Below are 21,138 nucleotides of genomic sequence, written 5' to 3'. Positions count from 1 at the left end.
GGATGATAATTTCAGAATGGACGATTGACGCGTCGTTTAGCCGACGCGTATCCGGACTTTCAGTCCGTTAATCACTAACCCACCGACTTTAGTCGGTGGTTGTTCAGTTCAAACAATCATAGCACATGCAAAATGTAGCATCGCTTCATAGTTCTCGGCTTTTTTCTCCCAACGTGTCAGCACGGCTCACTCTGCAAAAGGTCACATATTACCTGATCTCCCTTAATGCGACAGAACCTATTTATATCCCCAATCCCATAATGTATTCGTGATTGGGGTTTATCTATTTATTGTATTAAGAATTTATTGTATTAAGAATTTCACCTATCTGGTATCAGTCAGTCTCAGTTGCTGCAAATTCCCCTGTAGAGACAAATCCGTTCTTAACGAAGCAATTTGGCGGCAGAGATAAGCCATTTCTTTATGAGACGCTAACTTTTTTCGCCATTTATCCGGTAGGGCATCCAGATTTTGGAATAGATTATCCAGCGAATCCGCTTGTTGCAGCAGTGTGGCGGCCGTTTTGGGGCCAATTCCCTGAATGCCGGGAATTTTACTGCTACTGATACCTGCAAGCCCCCAGTAATCGGGAAGTTGGCCAGGTTCAACGCCAAACTCTTGCTGGACAAAAGGCAGATCCAGCCAACGTTTTTGGAAATAATCACGAATTTGGATATTGGGTGAAAGGAGCTGGCAATAGCCTTTATCCGTTGAAACGATAGTGACATTATGCCCGCTATTGGCGACTTTGGTTGCCAGTGTTGCGGCTAAATCATCCGCTTCATGCCCTTCTGCGTGCCAGCAAGTTACCCCTAGCGCATTGAATGCCTGCTTAATTAAGGGCAATTCTTGCTGCAAGTTGTCCGGCATGGCAGGGCGACCTGCTTTGTAATCAGGGAAAAGATGGTGACGCCAGCTATGGTTGCGGCCATCTTCATCGAATACCGCAACAGCGTGGGTGGGTGATGCGTGGACGATTAATTGCTTTAACGCATGTTCACAGGCAGGAATACAAGGGCTTCCCTGCACTGCATGGATGCGTCGAATCAGGTTTAAGGCGTCCACAATTAAAAGATGTATCATTTGAGAAAAAGTACCCGCGATTTATTTGATTATCTCATAACAGGGTTCATAAGCAGCGCCTCCGGGAAGTTTCATGCGATCTTGCTCGACAAAATCTTGCAGGAGGTTATCCATGCGATGCATGATATCTGCAGCGCCGTGGAGCTTGAATACCCCATGTTTTTCTATAGCGTGGATACCCACTTCTTTAACATTACCTGCCACAATACCAGAAAATGCGCGCCGTAGCGCTGAGGCCAGTTTTTCCGCTGGCTGGTTTGGGTATAAATTCAAGTCAGCCATGTTTTCATGGGTTGGTATGAATGGCGATTGTAGATCAGAGCTAATTTTCAGTGACCAGTTGAAGCTATAGGCATCTCCAGTTGCGCGGCGCTTTTCTTTGACTTTCGGCATGGCTTTTTTCATTATACGTGCGACTTCTGAAGGGGCATCGACAATAATGCGATAGTGATGGCGAGCCTGCTCCCCCAGAGTATTAACGATAAATTCATCCAGCACCTGGAAGTAATTGGCACTCTCTTTGGGCCCAGTCAGAACCAGCGGCAGAACTTGATCTTTGTTTTCAGGATGCATCAGGATAGACAACAAATACAGCAATTCTTCTGCCGTTCCCACCCCGCCAGGGAAGATAATGATGCCATGGGCAATACGGACAAAGGCTTCCAAACGTTTTTCAATATCAGGCATGATAATGAGTTCATTCACCAGCGGATTAGGTGGTTCTGCCGCAATAATTGAAGGTTCTGTGATGCCGATGAAACGACTTTTTTTGTAATTTTGCTGGGCATGTCCCACTGCGGCGCCTTTCATCGGTGCTTCCATTGCACCAGGACCACAACCCGTACAGATATTCAGTTCACGTAATCCAAGCTCATTGCCTACCTTGCGTCCATACAAGTATTCTTTCTCATTAATGGAATGGCCGCCCCAACAAACAATCATATTAGGATCTTCTGAGATATGCAGTGCCTTGGCGTTGCGTAGGATGGAGAAAATAGTATTGGTAATGTGCATACCATTTCCCATATCCAAATGATGTCTCTTTTGTGCATCGGTAATTTGCGCGTGGACAAACAAAATATCACGCAGCACTGCAAAAAGATTGGCTTGCAGGGAACGGATGATTTTACCATCGACAAAGGCTTCTTCGGGGGGATTAATCAGTTTCAGCTTTACGCCACGCTCTCTGCGCAGTACGTTGATATCAAAATTTTGATATTTTGAGAGTAATTCCTTACTGTTATCTGTTTGACTACCTGAATTAAGAACCGCCAGTGAACAATTACGGAAAAGGCGGTATAAATCACTGCTTGCGGTACGCTTAAGCATATCTACTTCAAGCTGAGAGAGTAAATCCATTGATCCTAATGGATTGACATGTGTAATCAAGAATGACTCCTTTTACCCCTTATGGGGATTCCTCAGTAATGATTTATACCCTATTGGGTATAACTGACTTTATCCACAGTTTAGCTAGCGGTCACTCATCCAAGTTATTTCGATTATTGACGGGCTAACCTTTCTCTTGCTGGAATAAACACTTCGTTACTGCGCCACGGATTGATATCTAATCCTCCCCGACGGGTATAGCGTGCATAAACGGTGAGTTTTTCAGGTGCACATAACGTCATCAAGTCATTGAAAATACGCTCAACACATTGTTCGTGAAATTCATTGTGATGCCGGAAAGAAACTAAGTAGCGCAATAACTTTTCCTGATCGATTTTTGGGCCTTGATAGCGGATCATAACCGATCCCCAATCGGGTTGGTTGGTGATCAGGCAATTTGATTTTAGCAAATGGCTAACTAGGGTTTCTTCAACGACAGGGCCAGTGGCTGCGTTGTTAAGATAATCGCGACTGAATTGATAATCATCAATTTCAATATCCTGATTATCTATGCATTTTCCAGCAAATTCGGCAATTGGCTGTTGGCTGAAATCGTGCAGGGGATGCAGAACCACTTCAATATTGCCATTGGCGCAAGCAGATAAATCTTGTTGCAACGTTTTTTGTACCGTTTCCCAATCAGCAAAGCGAGTTTGGTTAAAGCTGTTGAGATAAAGTTTAAAGCTTTTTGATTCGATAAGGTTTTCACTGGCTGCATCTAAGCTGACGTGACCGATGGCAACTTGAGGAACGCCACGTGCGTTGAGCCAGGAGAGTTCGTACATTGTCCAGATATCTGCACCATGAAAAGGGAGATTATCAGGAAACAGTCCAAGTGGTTCTCGGTTCATACTGCGGGGAACCGCTTGTAATAAAGTCGGATCGTAGTTATCGCGGTAGGGGGTTGGTTTACCCAATGTGAGTTGGGAAAGTGCATGATTATCTTGATATAAAGACATTAGGATTCCTTCGGGCTGAAAAATCTTATGATCGGGATGGTCTTTACGACAAAGAGCGTCTTAGTGACTAAAATCATCTGTACTATATCAAGAAATATTGATGGTTTTTATTCTTATTTTTATTGTGCATTATTCACCAGCTACCAGGCTATCGAACCAACGTTATTTATTGATTTTATTAAGGTAATCAGTGAAGTTAGTGCAGGATTATTGCACTTAAATAGCAGATATATACGCGTTACCTTTCAAGTTGCTCATTAGTAAGACAACATAACTTATTGTTTCTTGATATGAAACCTGATTTCTCCCTCGCTTTGCGGGGAGAAATCACACGCATCTTGAAGTTAGATTGGTATATATCTTGCTATTTATTAACAACCCAACGTTGCTCCACCATCAACAACTATATCCTGCAAGGTAATATGGCTGGCGAGATCTGAGGCAAGAAAAAGAACTGTATCTGCAATTTCTTCCGGTAGGGCAATTTTTTTCAAAGGAATACCTAACTTAAATTGGTCAGGAAAACCATTAATGATATTTTGCCTGGCTGTAGTTGCAGCGCCTTGCCACATATTGCGTAGCATAGGCGTATCCGTTGAACCAGGAGAAACCAGATTACAACGCACACCGTAGGGGGCCAATTCAAGCCCAACGCTTTGGCACAGGCTACGCATTGCCGCTTTAGAAGCACCATAAGCCGACATTTCAACTCGTGGAACATGAGCAGCGTTAGAGCAAACAGAAACGATGTTTCCACTGCGTTGTTGTTGAAATTGTGGAATTACGGCTTGAAAGAGGTTAAAAGCGCCACCAGCATTGACATTGAAACATTGTTGCCAATCTTCCCAACTCAGGTTTTCTGTTCGTCCTGTTCGCAAAATGCCAGCACCATTGATTAATACATCCAGGTGAGGTTCTGCTACGAGTAATTTGCGGCAAAGCTGACTGACGGCGATAGGATCACTGATATCTAACTTATAAGCAATAAAAGGAAGTGCAGAATCGGGAAATGCCAGATCTAATCCGATGACTTTCGCTCCGGCCTGACTAAATCGGCTGGCAATGTGATAACCAATACCACTGCCGGCGCCTGTCACCCAAACATGTTTATTGCTGAAATCAAAAGCTATATTCATAGTTTTGATTCTGAGTTAGTCGTCAACAAACTGAGCCAATTTGCCAGCGTTGGGGTTTTCATTAGTGAGATAAAATCAATATTATGGTTTTCATAGCGCCAGCGTGCTGCCAGTGACATTATGTTTACTGAGTCAAGACCGTAATCCAGCATGTTTTCATGATCATCAATATCACCACAGTCATCATCCAACAGCGGTAAAATTTCAGCGCGGAGACGTTCGCGAGTCCATTCAGGTTGCGGAGATATTTCATTGAGTAATGTTTCTGTCGTTAGTACACGACCACAGCGGCCGGCAATATAATCTAATGCCATGATGTGTTCATCGTAACTGAAATCAGCCAGTGCATCAGCGACAAAAAAAGGCTGGATATCACGCATAAAAGCATCTGTCGCCGTTATCATGCAACCAATATGAGCATAAATACCGCAAATAATTAATTGATCACGCCCCATGTCTTTCAGCTGTTGTTCCAAATCTGAACGTTGAAAGGCACTGTAACGCCATTTTATTAATACAGTGTCATCGCTTTCGGGCGTCAACACAGGAGTAATGCTTTGCTGCTCAGGATACCGATTTATCCCCGCACCCCATATATCATTCAGCAAACCACGTTCTGCATCGTCCTGATGTTTAGGTTGGGCGGTGTAAAAAACCGGTATTCCCTGTTTTTTGCACATTGCTTTTAGATGCACAATGTTATTAACAACCTGCTTGACGAGCAGACTGTCAGCTTGCCAGAAATTGAGGAAATAATTTTGCATATCATGAATGAGTAGGGCGGCACGCTTGCTATCAAATGGCCAATTCACTTTATTGGTTGGTAATTCTTGAGAAGTGGGAAGAAGGTAATCATTTAGTGTTGGAATACTCATTTTGTCCCTCTGTGATACGTTTAAGGTGCTGTATGAATTAACGTGCTATGTGCGATGTGACGTAATTTTTGTTTATCGATTTTTCCGACTGGCGTCATGGGAAGGGAAGGCATATTTTCAAAGCGGTCGGGAAGTTTGTAATCCGCGATACCTTGCTCGCGTAAAAAGCGACGTAATACGGCTGATTTTACCTCTTTGCGGGTGACGACATAGGCACAGCTCTTTTCTCCCATGATTGAATCAGGGATGGCGATCAGTGCTGCATGGATCACCAGTGGATGGCGTAACAGTAAATTCTCTATTTCTTCTGCCGCAATCTTTTCGCCACCACGGTTAATTTGATCTTTTTCCCTGCCTACAACTTTTAGATAACCTTTCTCTGTTTGAATGACTAAATCACCCGAACAGTAAAAACCATTTTCATCAAACACTTGATTATTATATTGAGGGCTTTGGTAGTATCCACGGAACGTATAAGGTCCACGAGTCATCAGTAAACCAGGAACACCGAGAGGTAGTGGATTACCCAGGCTGTCGGAGATCCACACTTCATCATCATCACTTATCGGGCGACCTTGAGTAGTGAAAATAGTTTGTTGGTCATCATCCAAACGTGTGTAGTTAACTAATCCTTCGGCCATGCCAAATACCTGTTGCAGTTGACAACCTAATTCTGAAGGTATCCTTCGTGCCAGCGATTCACTCAGGCGGGCACCTCCTACTTGCAATAACGCCAGACTGTCCAGAGGTGATTTATCCCCTGTCAGAGCAATAGCTTCCAGCCACAGGCTTACCGCAGGAGGAACTAAAGCAGCAACGTTAATCCGATATTGTTCAATCAACGGGAAGCAACTTGATGCACTGGGATCATTGGCCATAATCACTTGGCCTCCAGCATAAAAAACCCCTAATGCGCCTGGTGAACTCATCGGATAATTATGTGCGGCAGGAAGAGCACATAAGTAGCATGTTTGAGGATTGAAATGGCAGATATCAACGCTGGCTCGAATGCTGTAGTAGTAATCATTGTGAGTTCGGGGGATCAGTTTTGGCATACCTGTACTCCCGCCCGATAATTGGAAAAAAGCGACTTCATCGGCTGGAGTGGGCGTCGCGATAAAAGTGTTTTCTTTTTCATTAATCAATGTCGTTAAATCTATCGAACGGTCGCTATCTCCCCGCAGGAATATGTGTGTCAGTGAAGAGTAATGTCTATGCAGTTCGTGAATAAAGGTATTGTCAGAAAAGAGTGAATGGCTACGGTCTGCGATCAATAGTGATGGTTTAATTTGCTCGGCATAAGCGAATAGTTCACTCCGTTGGTGGCTGAATAGGGCATTGACGGGAACCACGCCTAAACGCAGCAAAGCAAAAAAGGTGATATAAAATTCTGCAATATTCCCTAATTGCACTAATGCGGTTTGTCCATGCTGAACACCGCGGCGCTTGAGGGAAGCGGCCAGATTATCCGCGAGTTGATTGAGTTGGCGATAAGTATATTGTTGAGATGAGCAAATCAGAGCAATATTTTCGTTGTCAGCATGACGCCTAAGTATGTCGCAAAGGGGAAGATCAAGCCAATAACCGCGCTGGCGATAGCGTTGTGATAAGGTTTCAGGCCAGCGATTAAACTCAATACTCATAACACACGTTCCTTACTGTCAGATAATCCTAGAGCTTGTAGCATGGTGCCCAATTTCACCCCTGTTTCTTGCCATTCAGCATGGGGTTGTGAGTCAGCAACGATGCCGGCTCCGGCAAAAAGTCGAATATGGTTTTCGAATAATTCACCACAGCGAATGGTAACAACCCATTCACCATTGCCCTTAGCATCACACCAACCGACAATACCGCCAAAATAGTTGCGCTCGAAGGGTTCGAGCTGAGCGATGAGTTCGTAGGCTCGTTCTCTCGGTGTTCCACAAAGTGCTGGAGTTGGATGAAGTAAGCCAGCAACGGAGAGGACATTAGTGTGTTTATTGCGCAATTCACTGCGTATTTCTGTCGCGAGGTGCCAAAGTAAAGGCGTGCTGAATATTGACGGAGAGTCTGGGATCATCAATTCAGTACAGTGTTTAGTGAGCGCGGTTCGGATTGCATCAATCACGAATTGATGTTCATGGTGATCTTTAGCTGAATGGAGTAGTGATTGACGCAACGCACTGTCTTCCAGAATATTGTGGCTTCTGCGTGACGAGCCTGCCAGTGGTTGAGAAATAAGGGTATTACCCTGTTTACGTAGTAGAAGTTCTGGGCTAGCACCAATTAACGTGCTGTTTTCTAGTGGAATATGAAAGTTGTAGCTATAAGGATTTTGGGCATTAAGCTGCGTAAAAAGCTGAATAGAGTTAGGTTTTCGAGCAAATTCAATATCCAGTAGACGCGAAAGGACGACCTTATCAAGCAAGCCATGATGGATGGCGTCAACAGCTTGAGAAACCATCTGGCAAAATTCTTCTTTTTCTGGCCATAAATACCACTGTTGCATTTTTAACGGTGGCATAGAGGATCGAGTGGAAAAATGCGCGGTTTCCTGTTCCAGCCAACGGTATTCATAAGGTATATAGAGGGCGGAAGGTTGGCGTTTATCAAAAGGGATTGCCCCGACTGCAATAGGATTTTTAATTCCCGCTTGTTGAGCTTGAAGGAATAATTGAGATAGATGGTCACTTAATAGATTATCAATATCATCATAATGATTGGCGGGAGTGGTTACTTTGGCAAAACGTCCTCGTGCATGTAGGCTTTTATTTGAAGATAGGAACACAAAATCATCACAACTAAAATCCGATAATTCGGATGTGTGATATTCAGTCATTAACTTAAGCACGATATTTCCCTGTTACTATTTAATAAAAAAAGTCATTTAATACGCATTAATGTTGATAGACGCAATTCACAGTGGCAAAAGCGTTTGCTTTATGCCACTGGAGTAAAGATTTTGTCTTACCAAGTATATTCCACTGTGGCAACGATGCTGCGCCCGCTACCGTAGAAGCAGGCTTCTACATTTGAGCATGAAGCAACATAACGTTTATTGGTCAGGTTATTCACGTTTAGTTGTACATTCGCGCCTTTTAACTGTGGGGAAGCTTCGCCAAGATCGTATTTCGCCATCAAGTCATAGAGGGTATAGGGCTTGACGTGGAATGTTTCGGCATAATCACCGGAAGTCGATCCGGTATAGCGTATACCGGCTCCCAGAGTGAATCCTTTCAGAGCAGTTTGCGTGAAGCTATAACTCCCCCAGGCAGAAGCTGCATGTTCAGGCACTGAAGGGATTCTTTTGCCAATACGTGAAGTATTGCCATCGTCTTTAGTTTTAGTGTCTGTATAGGTATAACTTGCTATCAGGTTAATTTCTGGTGTGATTTGGGAATGAATTTCAGCCTCTGCTCCTTTTGAACCAATTTTGCCAATTTGCTCGCTAAAGCGGGTAACTGGGTTACTGGTGGTTACGTTTTTCTGGGTGATATCGAACAGAGAAAGTGTTAACAGCGTATCACTATCTTTGGGTTGGAATTTAATCCCGATTTCAGTTTGTTCACCTGTTGTAGGTTTGAATGCCGGTGTACCAGGTGCTCCTTGAGACAAGTTAGGTTCAAAGGAGGTGCTGTAACTGATATAAGGCGAAATGCCGTTATCAAAGGCATACAACAAACCCGCACGTCCTGTGAATGCACGGTCTTTTTGTGTTGTTGAGGTGTTTTTGAGCAGGTTTTGTTGCTTGGTTTCAGTCCAGTCATAACGGCCGGACAGAACTAAATTCCAGTTTTCCCAACTGAGTTGATCTTGTACGTAAGCACCTAACTGGTAAAGTTTCTTTTTGTCATTTAAAGAAAGAGATAACTCATTTTCATTGACGGGGATACCCCAAACTGGATTTGACCAATCAAAGTCGTATTGACTACCGCTTTTATACCATCTTCTGCTAAGGCTATCCGCCCATTTGTAATCGATTCCACTAATAACGTTATGATCAATGTTACTGGTTGAGAATAGTGCCTTCAGCTGATTATCCACATTAAATGATTGCGTTTTGTTGTATTCCCTCTGTGGACGGCGTTGGATACTGGTTGGTAGGTCTTTTACATCCGATACATAAACGAAAAGCTTAAAACGCTCATTTGCTCTTGAATAACGCAGGTTTTGTTGGAAAGAGAAAACATCATTAATGTCATGCTCAAAAATATAGCCGATAGAGGATTGTTCCCGTCTGGACTGATTAAAAGAAGGTTCACTGAGATTCATCTTGTAGGGAATATAGCCTGCATTGGGAACAGCTGTTACGGTGCCTTTTTTAGGATAGAAATTACGGAATCCCGCTTTGGGATCGTACTGATAACTGCTCAGCAACGTGAAAGTTGTATTGTCGTTTGGTATCCATGTCAGAGCTGGAGCAATGGCAATTCGCTCTTTTTTATAATCTTTGACAAATTGTTTTTGGGTGCTGACGATACCATTTAAACGATAAAGAACGGGAATGTCATCACCCAATGCCCCACCAAAATCAAAGGCTAATTCACCCAGGCTCTGGTTACCTGCTTTCATCTGGACTTTACGAATGGCCTCTGCTGTGGGCCTTTTGCTGGTCATATTAATCAAACCGCCAGGGCTGACCTGACCGTATAGCACAGATGCCGGCCCATGCACTAACTCTACACGTTCCAATAACCAAGGATCGAGCTGATTACCATAACTCAAGCCATCAAGGAATTTAGGCGCGTAACGAAAACCACGGGTAATCACTTCGTCATTACGGTTAGAAGAGCCGCGGTAGTTAGTCACAACGCCACTTGAATAATTCAGGGCGTCGGCAACGCTCGTTGCGCCTTGTGCTTCTATTTGTGCGCGATTGATGACACTGATTGACTGGGGAGTCTTGATAAGCGGAGTGAGGCTTTTGGTGCCTGCGGCACTGTCTGATTCTACAATGTTTTTTCCAGAATACCCTTCCGTCTTGCTTGTGACGATTAAGGTATCTTCGCTGTTATTGGAAGTCCCATTATTGGCTGAGGCATAGGGAGATAACAGTAAGACAGAAGTAAGCGATAAGAATAATTTATTATAGTTATAGTTTCTATTTGTTCTTTTTGCGGTTTTCAATATCTTATTCTTGCTAGGCAATACCATGGATTTCATCTCTCAATATAGATACTTTTAAAATAATTGATAAAAATCAAAGTTATAATTAAGGCGACGCCACTATGGCTAAGCTGAATAGTGAGGGCCTCCTGCCTCGTTACTCCTGATAATGCTTCATTAACTCTGTTAGCCAGTGATTAAGATTAATAAAATAAATTGGATAATATTGCAAACAAAAATCATTATCAATATCATTGGTGAATGATAATCGTTTTTATTTTCTAGGATCATTGCTGGTGTGGTGTATCAAATGGATATGTCATTTGTGAGCGGATTTTTTTGAAGGGGATAAAGGGATGACATTAGTTTTTCAGCCACCAGGTACGGCAGCTCATTTATTAGCTGCGCGTCATGTTGGCAGTGAGTTGTGGTGGAAAAATATTGCTATTTTGGGAACGCCCATTATAGAAATTACGAATAATCATCAAGTTAAAACAACCTTCTTTTGGCGAGATCCTAATGGGGACGAACAAAATTCACCTTTTCGCCAAGTCTACATCGATATCAATGGCATCACTGATCATCACTGTCCGCAACCTCAGAGTCTACAACGATTGCCTGAAACGGATATCTGGTATTGGTCAGTGAATCTTGAAGATAACTGGAGAGGAAGTTATCGATTTATACCCGTGACTGACGCACATTTGCCCCCTCAATTTTCAGACGAAATCAAGCAGCGTAATCAACAGCAACGTGAATGGTGGATTTCACTCTTTCCATTATCTATTTCAGATCCTTTGAATCTACAGGAATGTCATCGTAATGGGCTTGGTTTGCCTTTATCAGCGATCCATATGCCCCATGCACCTGCACAGACCGCATGGTCATTAATTGATGGGAGCCGTCCACATCATACTGCGCAGCCGGATAAACGTGAGCCTTTGCTTTTGCACTGGCACAGTGATCGGCTTAACAATCAAAGGCGTGTTTGGCTTTATTCCACGGGGGAAGAAACCGCACCCTCCCGTCCTCTTATCATTCTGCTGGATGGGTTGACTTGGGCGGAAAGAACTCCAGTTTTTCCGGTGATTGAGGTAGCAACTGAAAAACAGCAGATACCAGAGGCGGTTTGGCTGTTGATTGATGTTATTGATATGCCGCATCGAGAGCGGGAACTTCCTTGCAATCCCGATTTTTGGCAAGCGATTCAGGATGAATTGCTGCCGCTTGTCGCACAGTATGTAGCTTTTAGCGATGATCCTGCACAAACAGTGATAGCAGGGCAGAGTTACGGTGGGCTGGCGGCATTGTATGCCGCGCTCCATTGGCCACAACGTTTTGGTTGTGTTCTCACACAGTCAGGATCTTTCTGGTGGCCTGATAGCAAAATTGTTCGGCAGTTTATGCCATCTTCTGACCATAAACCAGGTTGGCTGACACAGCAGGTTCTTGGGCAAAAAGTTATTCCTTCGTCGTTAAAAATTTTTCAGGAAGCAGGTTCCCGTGAAGCAGATATCCATTTTGTTAATGATCAAATGTATGCCGCGTTGCAAGGGGCTGGGCACAACGTGAATTATCGCGTGTTTAATGGTGGACACGATGTGTTGTGCTGGCGTGGTGGGTTATTTGATGGCCTTGGTTGGTTACTGGCTAAAAAATGATATGAAAAACCGATTATTGTAATCCAAGAATTGATGAGAATTAAAAATGAATTTGGAACAAAAGAATCCTTTTGATGATGACGAAGCCACTTTTTATGTACTGATAAATAATCAACAACAATATAGCCTTTGGCCGACTTTTGCCGCACAACCCGCCGGCTGGGAGCGGGTTATTGGCCCAGATTCACGGGCCGCTTGTATCGCATACATAGAAGAGCATTGGGTGGATATGCGTCCGGCTAGTCTGCGCAATTTCGATCTGCGTCAACCATCTGCGCGAACCACAGATAAATCAAACTGATAATGCTGATGGTTTAACCTGTCGATAAGAAAGGAAATTTAAACGTGCCCAATGTATTGCCATGTACTGAAATTAAGTCAGTCGATTTAACGTTGCCACTCGTTGCTGCTCAGCCTGGAATTTGGGTGGCTGATCAGCTTGCCAACCGCCGTAATGTGTTCACCATTGCGCATTATATTGAAATTAATGGGAGACTGGATCGCACCCTATTTGACGCCGCTATTCGTCAGGGATTGGCTGAAGCCGATACCATTCACGCGCGATATTTTGTTAATGAAGAGGGAGAGCCTGTACAGCAAATTCCAGCCTTCTGTAATGCACAGCAAGTAATTGCTCCTGAGTGGTTTGATTTTTCTCATGGACAAAGCGGAAAGGGAGAACGTCTATCACAGGAATTAATGCGGACAGATCTGGCTGCTGAGTTACCTGCCGATGGAGAACGTCCTCTATATCGACAAGTGATCATGCAGGTTGATGCTCAACCAGAGCGCTGGTACTGGTATCAGCGTTTTCACCATCTAATGTTGGATGGCTTCAGTTTTGATGCTCTGACTCGACGCATTATTGATATCTATAATGCATTCAGAGCAGGTCGCCAGCCAACTGAAAATCCTTTCTGTTCCTTTGAATTAGTCGTCAAAGAGTACCTGAGTTGGGAGCAATCTGCTGCGAAAGCAGAGTCAGCTACGTTCTGGCAAAAGCATACCCGTGAACGAGGTGTTGCTGTTTCACTTTCTACTGAGAATATTGATAATAATAACAATGCATTACCTCTTAATCATCATTGTCATTTTCCGCTTACCCAGTTTGTTTCAGTAAAGAACGATGATTTACTGCGGCCATTCCAGCCAGCTGAAATTGTGATGGCTACACTCTGCATCTATTTCTATCGCATGAGTGGAGAAAAACATCTGTCGATCGGTTTTCCTTTTATGCGGCGTTTGGGATCACAAGCGCTTTGTGCGCTCGGCCCCGTGGTCAATCTCTTACCGCTGCAAATAAAATTGCAAGACAGGATGTCCCTGGCAGAAGTAGCAAAGGCGTTTGTGGATGAAATGAAGCAAGTGCGTCGTTACCAGCGATATGAAGCCGAACAACTGCGTTGTGATCTGGGATTATCCGGTAGCAACAATGCGCTTTATGGGCCTGTTTTCAATTACAAAATCTATAATGAGGCATTGAAACTAGACGGAAAACCCATCAAGACGCATACACTCGCGATGGGACCAGTGGATGATTTAGAGTTTGAATTATGTTGTTATGATGATCAGCTTCATCTGACACTGATTGCGAATCGAAACAAGTACAGTGAACAAACGCTACAGTGGCACAGTGAACGGATCAGCTATTTGTTGAATCAATTGCTTATGCAGCCGCAGCAATCCATTGCGTTCATCCCTTTGATTCCGCCACAAGAACAACAACGGCTTGATAGCTGGTCATGCGGGCCGAAAACTCAATTGCCTGTAGATAGTGTTTCTGTACTGGATCTCTTTTTGCAACAGGTCGAACAGCAGCCTGATGCTATCGCGATACGTTGTCATAATGAACAGCTGACTTACCATCAATTGATGGTAAAAGTGATGCAACTTGCACGTTTCTTGCTATTACAGGGAATGGGGGCTGAAGATGTGGTTGCCATTGGCATTCCTCGTTCAGTGGATTCAATTATTGCTATTTTAGGCGTCTTGGCCAGCGGTGCAGCTTATATTCCCCTTGATCTCGATTATCCGCAGGAACGTTTGCAGTTAATGTGTGACGATGTTCAGCCAGCCTTGCTGATCACTCACTTGACTACACTGGGACAAATGCCTGCAACGTTCAAAGCCATCTGTCTGGATGATCCACAGATAGCGACGCAGTGTTCCCGTTTATCCCCGTTACCCGTCACAGACGAAGAACGCCGCGAAAAACTGCGCGGTGAACACTTGGCTTACATGATCTACACTTCGGGATCTACCGGTAAGCCAAAAGGGGTGATGAGTACACATGGCGGATTGCTGAATTTATTAATCTCCCATGCAACGCATTTATTTGGGCCTGCCATTGAGAATTTTTACCGGCAATATGGCCGACGAGCGCGTGCAGGACATACTGCCTCTTTCTCCTTTGATTCCTCTTGGGAGCCACTGTTTTGTATGATCTTAGGCAGTGAACTCTATATTTTTGATGAGGAACTGAGGCGGGATGCGTGGGGTGTGGTACAGCAGATGAATCTGCTACCGATTGATATCATGGATATTACGCCTTCCTTCTTGATCCAACTTATCGATAGTGGGTTGTTGGAAAAAGGTAATCACCAACCTGCGTTTATTATGATTGGTGGTGAGGCGGCGACACCGCGGTTGTGGGAATTACTCAAACAGCAGCCGCAAATGGATGTCCACAACTATTATGGCCCCTCAGAATATACGATTGATACGCTGGGAAGCAGTATTCGGCTGGCCGATCAACCGGTGATTGGACGTCCAGTTGCTAATACCGATATCTGGCTTTTAGACCGTTACTTACAACCTGTGCCAATAGGTGCAGCGGGAGAATTGTATCTCTCTGGCGCGGGTATCGCCCGTGGGTATTTGCATCGCCCAGGGATGACGGCAACACGTTTTGTCGCTAATCCATTCCGTCATGGCGAAGTAATGTATCGCAGTGGTGATCTTATGCGTTGGCGCCCTGATGGATTACTTGAATTTATTGGCCGCGTGGATCATCAGGTTAAAGTACGAGGTTTTCGCGTTGAATTAGGCGAAGTAGAAAATGCTCTGGTTGATTTGCCGGAAGTCAGTTCTGCGGTTGTGATTGCTGAACCTATCGGCGCAACATATCGGTTGGTGGGGTATTGTGCTGTACCTGATGAGCAACAACGTGCTTTACCTAATATCTCTGCTCTGCTGCTGGCGGCATTGGCAAAGAAACTGCCTGATTACATGGTTCCTTCCCTCTTGATGGTATTGGCAACCTTGCCTATTTCGATCAATGGCAAAATAGACCGTCATTCATTACCTAAACCACAACAACTTCCATTGCCAGTAGGCAGAAAAGCGGAAAGTGAGCAGGAAAAATCCATTTGTGAAGCTTTCTCCAGCTTGTTAGGTGTGCAAGAAGTCAGTGCCGATGATGACTTTTTTGCGCTGGGAGGAGACAGTATTTCTGCGATGGCGCTGGGAACGCAATTGCGTCGCCTTGGTTGGCAGTTACGTCCGCGGGATATTTTCAGTGAACGTACACCTGTGCGTATGGCATTGAAGATGACGCCTATTGCCATTGTTAAACCTGCTCCTACACGCCTTCAGGAAGGGGCGATCGATAGCCTGCCTATTTTACAGTGGTTTGCTGAGACTCATGGCATTAATACCCGTTTTGTCCACGGTGTATTTATACATGTTCCGGCAGAATTGCAGCCGCAACACTTATCACAAGCATTGGTTGCCTTAGAGCAAGCGCACCCTGTACTGCGCGCATTGACTCGTGATGGTCGGCTGATTGTAGGTGAGTCTATTCCGTTATCCAAAACCGCTCATTACAGCCTATGGCAAGATTGCGAAGATATTGAAGCTTGTGCTGAGCAAGCTTTCCACGATGCCGTTATGCGTTTGGAACCTGCGAATGGTCAATTATTCCATGCTTGTTTATTACAACATAACGGTGTGTCTAAAGGATTAGTGCTTGTTATTCACCATCTGGCAACAGATGGTGTTTCGTGGCGAATAGTATTGGATGAGTTACGTCAAGGAGTAGAAGCAGCAATCGCCGGTCAGCCCGTAGTTTTGCCGGCAGAAGAGTACACGTTGTACGATTGGAATGACTATCTACGCCAAAATCTGCCACAACGTGCAGCTGAATTGCCTTTTTGGCAACAAATGTTAAATGAAAAAACGCCCCTTTTAGGGCAGCTTCCGCTGGATATCCAGCGGGATCGCCAAATAATTTCCTGCAACCAGCGAACATTATTGAGTGGCGAACAAACGGCCGCATTATTAGGGAGCTTGCCAAAGCAATACCACGCGAATATTGAAGAAATTTTATTAACAATGTTGGCAATGGCTTGTTATCGTCGTTTTAACGTCAATAAGTTACGTTTCCAGTTAGAGTCTCATGGCCGTATTGAATTCGATCAAACCGGCGATTTAGCCCGGACTGTTGGCTGGTTAACCGCTGAATATCCAATAGTGGTCAATTTACCGCTGACAGGAGAACACCAACCTGCTGCGATCATGAGTTCTGATAGCGCTATTTCTGACATCGTCAGAGCGGTGAAAAGCGTTCTACGTGCAGTGCCGGATCGTGGCGTCGGTTATGGCTTGCTGCGCTACCTTGATCAAACAGGGCGGGAAATACTGGCAACGCAAGAGACACCAGAGATCTTATTTAATTATCTGGGGCGTTTTGTCGAGACAGATCACTTATGGTCACCACGACGAACTAAACATCTTTTCCAGGATGCTTTTGCGGTTTATCAAGATCCCGAAATGTCCCTAAGCCATAGCTTAGAAATCAATTTGTTTGTGGATGAGCAGGGCAATACACCACAGTTGGTGATTAATTGGCAATGGGTTGATGGTATTTTTAGCCAGCAAGATATTGCGGAGTTACATCGCGGTATGGCATGGGCGGCTGATTGCTTAATCCAATTCGCCAGACAGCAGCCTTTACGGGCCATGGCGACTTTAGTCGCCGCAGAAACTGGGCTATCAGATATTGAAGAGAACGATCTCACTCAGTTGACTGAGCGTTACGGTCCACTATCTGCCGTATTACCGTTACTGCCACTGCAACAAGGGTTATTATTCCATGCACAGACAGCGACCGAACAGGGGAGCTATAACTCGTTGACACGTCTTTCCCTGTTTGGGGCATTGCCTGTGGCTGAATTACGACGGGCACTGTCAGTTTTAGTTCGGCATCATCCGCAGATAGTTGCGAAATTTGATACTGAACAATCCCTCTCTCCACTGCAATTGATCCCCATTATTTCTGATGACAAAGATTATTGGACACTTGATTTCCATCAACTGCCTGAGTTGACAGCGGAAGAGGAAGAGGCTGCATTACGGGAACTGGAAAAAGCAGAACTCACGCGAAACCTCTTTCAGCAGCCAGCAGCGATGTTACATGCATTACTGGTACGCCACGGTAAAAGCTTACGCCATACGCTATTGCTAAATGTTCATCATCTGATCGTTGATGGCTGGTCAACACCTATTCTGGTTCAAAACCTTTTGACCTTGTTGAATCAAGGAGAGCAAGCCTTGCATAAACCTGAGATACGTTATCAAGACGTAGTTCAGCAATTATTGGCGCGTGAGACGGAGCCTTCTCGTCAATGTTGGCAACAGGTATTGAAAGATGTTCAACCAACGTGTTTATTCGGCGAACAACACCGTACTGGTGAGGTTAAAGAGCTTGAGATATTACTCGCACCAGAGATGGAGCAAGCATTGACTGACTTGTGTCAGCAACGTGGTTTAACGCTCAATACTTTGATGCAAGGCATTTGGGCGCTGCTATTGAGTATACAAAGTGGCTCATCTGATGTTGTTTTCGGCTCTCCGGTATCGGGGCGGTTTGGGCAGATTGACGGGTTGGATCAGCATATCGGATTGTTCAGTAACACCTTACCCGTTCGCGTTATTTTGGATATGGAACAACCGCTATTACCTCAACTAAAACAGCTACAGGTACAGCAGATCCAATTGATTGAGCATGACAATATTGGTCTGGGCGAGATCCAGCGAATTGCAGGTACGGGTACACTTTTTGATACTTTATTGGTGGTTGAAAATTATCCTGATGTGGAACAGGACAAAGGGAATAAAGAAAATATTGCAGGCATCATCTGCCAAAGCATCAATAACCGTGGTTATACCCATTACCCTTTGACATTACTGGTATTGCCGGGTAAGCGTCTGCGTTTATTAATGGAATATCGTGAAAGCGTTAAACAGCCTGAGTATTTGGCTCAACGCATACTGTTCTTGTTCCAACAATTAATCGAACGGCCAGAAGTTGCACTGCGGGAGTGGGGGTTACAATTCGCCGATGAAGCCGCACTAATTGAGGAAGTTAATAACACTTATCATGATATTCCTTCCAAAACACTTCATCAGACTGTGATTGAGCAGGCAAGCAAAACGCCTGACGCTTTGGCGTTGTTGGATTGTCATCATCGTCTGACTTACCAGCAAATGCGTCTTCAAACTCGGTTATTGGTTGATCGTCTAATTGATGCGGGTGTACAGGCAGGGGACATTGTTGGGGTTGCATTATCGCGTTCAGTTCGGCTAAGTCTGGCGTTACAGGCGATTTTGGAAGCAGGGGCGACGTGGTTGCCTCTTGATATCGGCTATCCTGACGAACGCTTAACCATCATGCTGGAAGATGCGCAACCTCGAGTAGTGATTACAGAAAATGAGTATCAGGCACGTTTTGCCAATCAGGCACCGTTGTTGTTGCTGGATACACTGGCAGATGAAACACAACAGCCTATCCATCCAGCCGCCAATGTGACGCCTGAACAGGCTGCATACATTATTTATACCTCTGGCTCTACAGGGCGGCCAAAAGGAGTGGTGGTGAGCCACCAAGCCATTGTTAACCGTTTATTGTGGATGCAGGATGCTTATTCATTGACGACAGATGATGTGGTATTGCAGAAAACGCCCTGTAGTTTTGATGTTTCTGTATGGGAGTTTTTCTGGCCATTGATGACCGGTGCTCAGTTAATGATGGCACCACCGGAAGCGCATCGTGATCCCACACTCCTTCGGCAACTGATTGATGATTATCACGTCACGACATTGCATTTTGTGCCATCAATGCTGGCAACTTTCATTGATTCTTTCGCGTTACAAGAACAAGAAGCACCTTTCTGCCGTAGCTTGAGACGTGTTTTCTGTAGTGGAGAAGCCTTGTCCTGTGAACTGGCGCATCGCTATCAAATGCTGATTACTGCACCTTTGCATAATCTTTATGGGCCAACAGAGGCGGCGGTGGATGTGACATGGCAACCTGCGTTTGGTGAGGCATTGCAGCGTTGCAGTAGCTCTGGTGTCCCTATCGGTCGGCCGGTATGGAATACCCAATTGCGTATTTTAGATCCTTGGTTGCGCCCTGTTCCCATTGGGGTGGCGGGTGATCTTTATCTCAGTGGGATCCAGTTAGCCACAAACTACCTGAACCGAGCTGATTTGACAGCCAGCCGTTTTGTGGCCGATCCGTTTGCATCGGGTGAGCGGATGTACCGAACGGGGGATATTGCCTGCTGGTCAGAAAACGGTGAGGTTGAATACCTTGGCCGCAGTGACGATCAATTAAAAATACGTGGTCAGCGTATTGAACTGGGTGAAATTGAACAAGTGTTACTAGAACAGCCAGAAATCGCCCAGGCTGCGGTTGCTGCACGTGAGTTAGGTAAGCCAAGTCAGGCAATTGAGAATGTTGATGCGCGTCAGCTAATTGCCTGGGTGATCCCGCAAGCAGATGTGACATTGGATATTCAAGCGCTGCAACAAACAATGATGAAACGATTGCCTGCTTATATGTTGCCGGTCAGCTATGTAATACAGGAAAAATTCCCACTGAGTGCTAATGGAAAATTGAATCGCAAGGCACTTCCGATGCCAGAGAAATTAACAACAGGCAGGTTACCGCAGGCGGGTTTGGAAAGTCAGCTAGCTAAGTTGTTTGCAGAGATTTTAGCGTGCGACATTGTTTGGGCTGATGATGATTTCTTTGCTTTGGGCGGGCATTCGTTGCTGGCAATGCGTTTGGCAGCCGAAATACATCGACGCCTTAATCTCCGTGTTTCAGTCGGTCATATTATGGTCGCGCGAAGTGTAGAAAAATTGAGTGCACTACTGGTAGATGAACAGAAGAAAAATTCGGCCGAAAACGGCGGAATAGGTGAAGTCTTACCGTTGAGGGAAGGAACGGGGCCAGCACTCTTCTGTGTGCATCCAGCGTCAGGTTTTGCCTGGCAATACAGTGGGCTTTTGCGTTATCTGGAGGGCGACTGGCCGATTATCGGCTTACAATCTCCTCGTCCTCATGGTGTCATTGCTGACTGCGACAGTCTCGACGCAATGTGTACACGCCATTTGGCGACCTTACGAAATATCCAACCTCATGGGCCTTATTACTTGCTGGGTTATTCTCTGGGAGGAATGTTGGCTCAAGGAATGGCTATCCGTTTACAGCAAGAAGGTGAGGAAGTTGCTTTCTTGGGATTATTGGACGCTTATCCTCCAGAAGGTCAGGATTGGGGAGGGTTAAGCGAAGAAGAGGCCAAACAGGAAATTGCCCGTGAACAGGCAGAGTTTATGGCGGCCACAGAAGATGAGCATGATCCGCAACTGCGTAAGGAAAAGCAGACTATGTTTGAGGATATCGTGGCTAACTATCGAGATGCTGTCCGCAGTTTATTATCCGCTGTTAACCAGAAATATGATGGCGAAGCTACGTTGTTTGTGGCTACCCGAACATTGCCGCCTGAATTGGATGTCGAGGAGACATGGGCACCTTGGATTCGCCATTTACGGGTTTATCGGCAAGATTGTGAACATGCCGATATTCTTTCTCCAGATTCATTGAAACAGTGGGGGCCACTGCTCAATAACTTGTTGAAAAAACGCCGTAATTAAGCTTGCAGCA

Annotated in this window: 11 protein-coding genes; 3 read left to right on the top strand and 8 right to left on the bottom strand. The window is 44.9% G+C overall.

The window, feature by feature from the left end:
* Positions 1 to 324: 324 nt before the first annotated feature.
* From xni to IQ211_RS08695, 8 genes are all read right to left on the bottom strand, one after another.
* Complete coding sequence (gene xni, locus IQ211_RS08730; RefSeq protein ID WP_189759897.1) at positions 325 to 1,083, bottom strand: flap endonuclease Xni; 759 nt, start codon at positions 1,081 to 1,083, stop codon at positions 325 to 327.
* A gap of 21 nt (positions 1,084 to 1,104) precedes the next feature.
* Entirely contained in the window at positions 1,105 to 2,472 is a 1,368-nt protein-coding gene (ppnN, locus tag IQ211_RS08725; RefSeq protein ID WP_189759896.1) for a nucleotide 5'-monophosphate nucleosidase PpnN, read from the bottom strand.
* A 113-nt stretch (positions 2,473 to 2,585) separates the two neighbouring features.
* Positions 2,586 to 3,431: an NADPH-dependent 7-cyano-7-deazaguanine reductase QueF gene (gene queF, locus IQ211_RS08720; RefSeq protein ID WP_189759895.1), complete on the bottom strand. Its 846-nt coding sequence runs from the start codon at positions 3,429 to 3,431 to the stop codon at positions 2,586 to 2,588.
* Between the two features lie 371 nt (positions 3,432 to 3,802).
* Entirely contained in the window at positions 3,803 to 4,567 is a 765-nt protein-coding gene (gene dhbA / locus IQ211_RS08715) for a 2,3-dihydro-2,3-dihydroxybenzoate dehydrogenase (protein WP_189759894.1), read from the bottom strand.
* Entirely contained in the window at positions 4,564 to 5,442 is an 879-nt protein-coding gene (locus tag IQ211_RS08710) for an isochorismatase family protein (RefSeq protein WP_189759893.1), read from the bottom strand. The genes dhbA and IQ211_RS08710 overlap by 4 nt, the downstream gene beginning before the upstream one ends.
* Before the next feature lie 20 nt (positions 5,443 to 5,462).
* Positions 5,463 to 7,085, bottom strand: a complete 1,623-nt coding sequence (locus IQ211_RS08705; protein WP_189759892.1) for a (2,3-dihydroxybenzoyl)adenylate synthase — start codon at positions 7,083 to 7,085, stop codon at positions 5,463 to 5,465.
* Complete coding sequence (locus IQ211_RS08700; RefSeq protein ID WP_282885583.1) at positions 7,082 to 8,272, bottom strand: isochorismate synthase; 1,191 nt, start codon at positions 8,270 to 8,272, stop codon at positions 7,082 to 7,084. The genes IQ211_RS08705 and IQ211_RS08700 overlap by 4 nt, the downstream gene beginning before the upstream one ends.
* Positions 8,273 to 8,388: 116 nt before the next feature.
* Positions 8,389 to 10,575: a TonB-dependent siderophore receptor gene (locus tag IQ211_RS08695; RefSeq protein ID WP_189759891.1), complete on the bottom strand. Its 2,187-nt coding sequence runs from the start codon at positions 10,573 to 10,575 to the stop codon at positions 8,389 to 8,391.
* A gap of 308 nt (positions 10,576 to 10,883) precedes the next feature.
* Here IQ211_RS08695 and fes point away from each other — a divergent pair, with 308 nt between their 5' ends.
* Genes fes through IQ211_RS08680 form a run of 3 tightly spaced genes read left to right on the top strand, consistent with a single transcriptional unit; the run spans position 10,884 to position 21,128 of the window.
* Positions 10,884 to 12,188: an enterochelin esterase gene (gene fes / locus IQ211_RS08690; RefSeq protein ID WP_189759890.1), complete on the top strand. Its 1,305-nt coding sequence runs from the start codon at positions 10,884 to 10,886 to the stop codon at positions 12,186 to 12,188.
* A 46-nt stretch (positions 12,189 to 12,234) separates the two neighbouring features.
* The gene (locus tag IQ211_RS08685) at positions 12,235 to 12,489 is read left to right on the top strand and encodes an MbtH family protein (protein ID WP_189759889.1); all 255 of its coding nucleotides are present in this window, start codon (positions 12,235 to 12,237) and stop codon (positions 12,487 to 12,489) included.
* 44 nt (positions 12,490 to 12,533) lie between these two features.
* Positions 12,534 to 21,128 (top strand): amino acid adenylation domain-containing protein, encoded by an 8,595-nt coding sequence (locus IQ211_RS08680; protein ID WP_282885584.1) that lies wholly within the window; start codon positions 12,534 to 12,536, stop codon positions 21,126 to 21,128.
* Positions 21,129 to 21,138 lie beyond the last annotated feature (10 nt).

Source organism: Xenorhabdus griffiniae (assembly GCF_015163655.1).
GTDB lineage: Bacteria > Pseudomonadota > Gammaproteobacteria > Enterobacterales > Enterobacteriaceae > Xenorhabdus > Xenorhabdus griffiniae.
The sequence above is the reverse complement of the archived record's forward strand: the minus strand, read 5'-3'. Positions and strand labels throughout refer to the sequence as shown.

Bases quoted from the DNA above. Each gene is read 5' to 3' on its own strand.
- xni (WP_189759897.1), bottom strand. From the start codon at position 1,083: ATGATACATCTTTTAATTGTGGACGCCTTAAACCTGATTCGACGCATC.
- queF (WP_189759895.1), bottom strand. From the start codon at position 3,431: ATGTCTTTATATCAAGATAATCATGCACTTTCCCAACTCACATTGGGT.
- dhbA (WP_189759894.1), bottom strand. From the start codon at position 4,567: ATGAATATAGCTTTTGATTTCAGCAATAAACATGTTTGGGTGACAGGC.
- IQ211_RS08710 (WP_189759893.1), bottom strand. From the start codon at position 5,442: ATGAGTATTCCAACACTAAATGATTACCTTCTTCCCACTTCTCAAGAA.
- IQ211_RS08705 (WP_189759892.1), bottom strand. From the start codon at position 7,085: ATGAGTATTGAGTTTAATCGCTGGCCTGAAACCTTATCACAACGCTAT.
- IQ211_RS08695 (WP_189759891.1), bottom strand. From the start codon at position 10,575: ATGGTATTGCCTAGCAAGAATAAGATATTGAAAACCGCAAAAAGAACA.
- fes (WP_189759890.1), top strand. From the start codon at position 10,884: ATGACATTAGTTTTTCAGCCACCAGGTACGGCAGCTCATTTATTAGCT.
- IQ211_RS08685 (WP_189759889.1), top strand. From the start codon at position 12,235: ATGAATTTGGAACAAAAGAATCCTTTTGATGATGACGAAGCCACTTTT.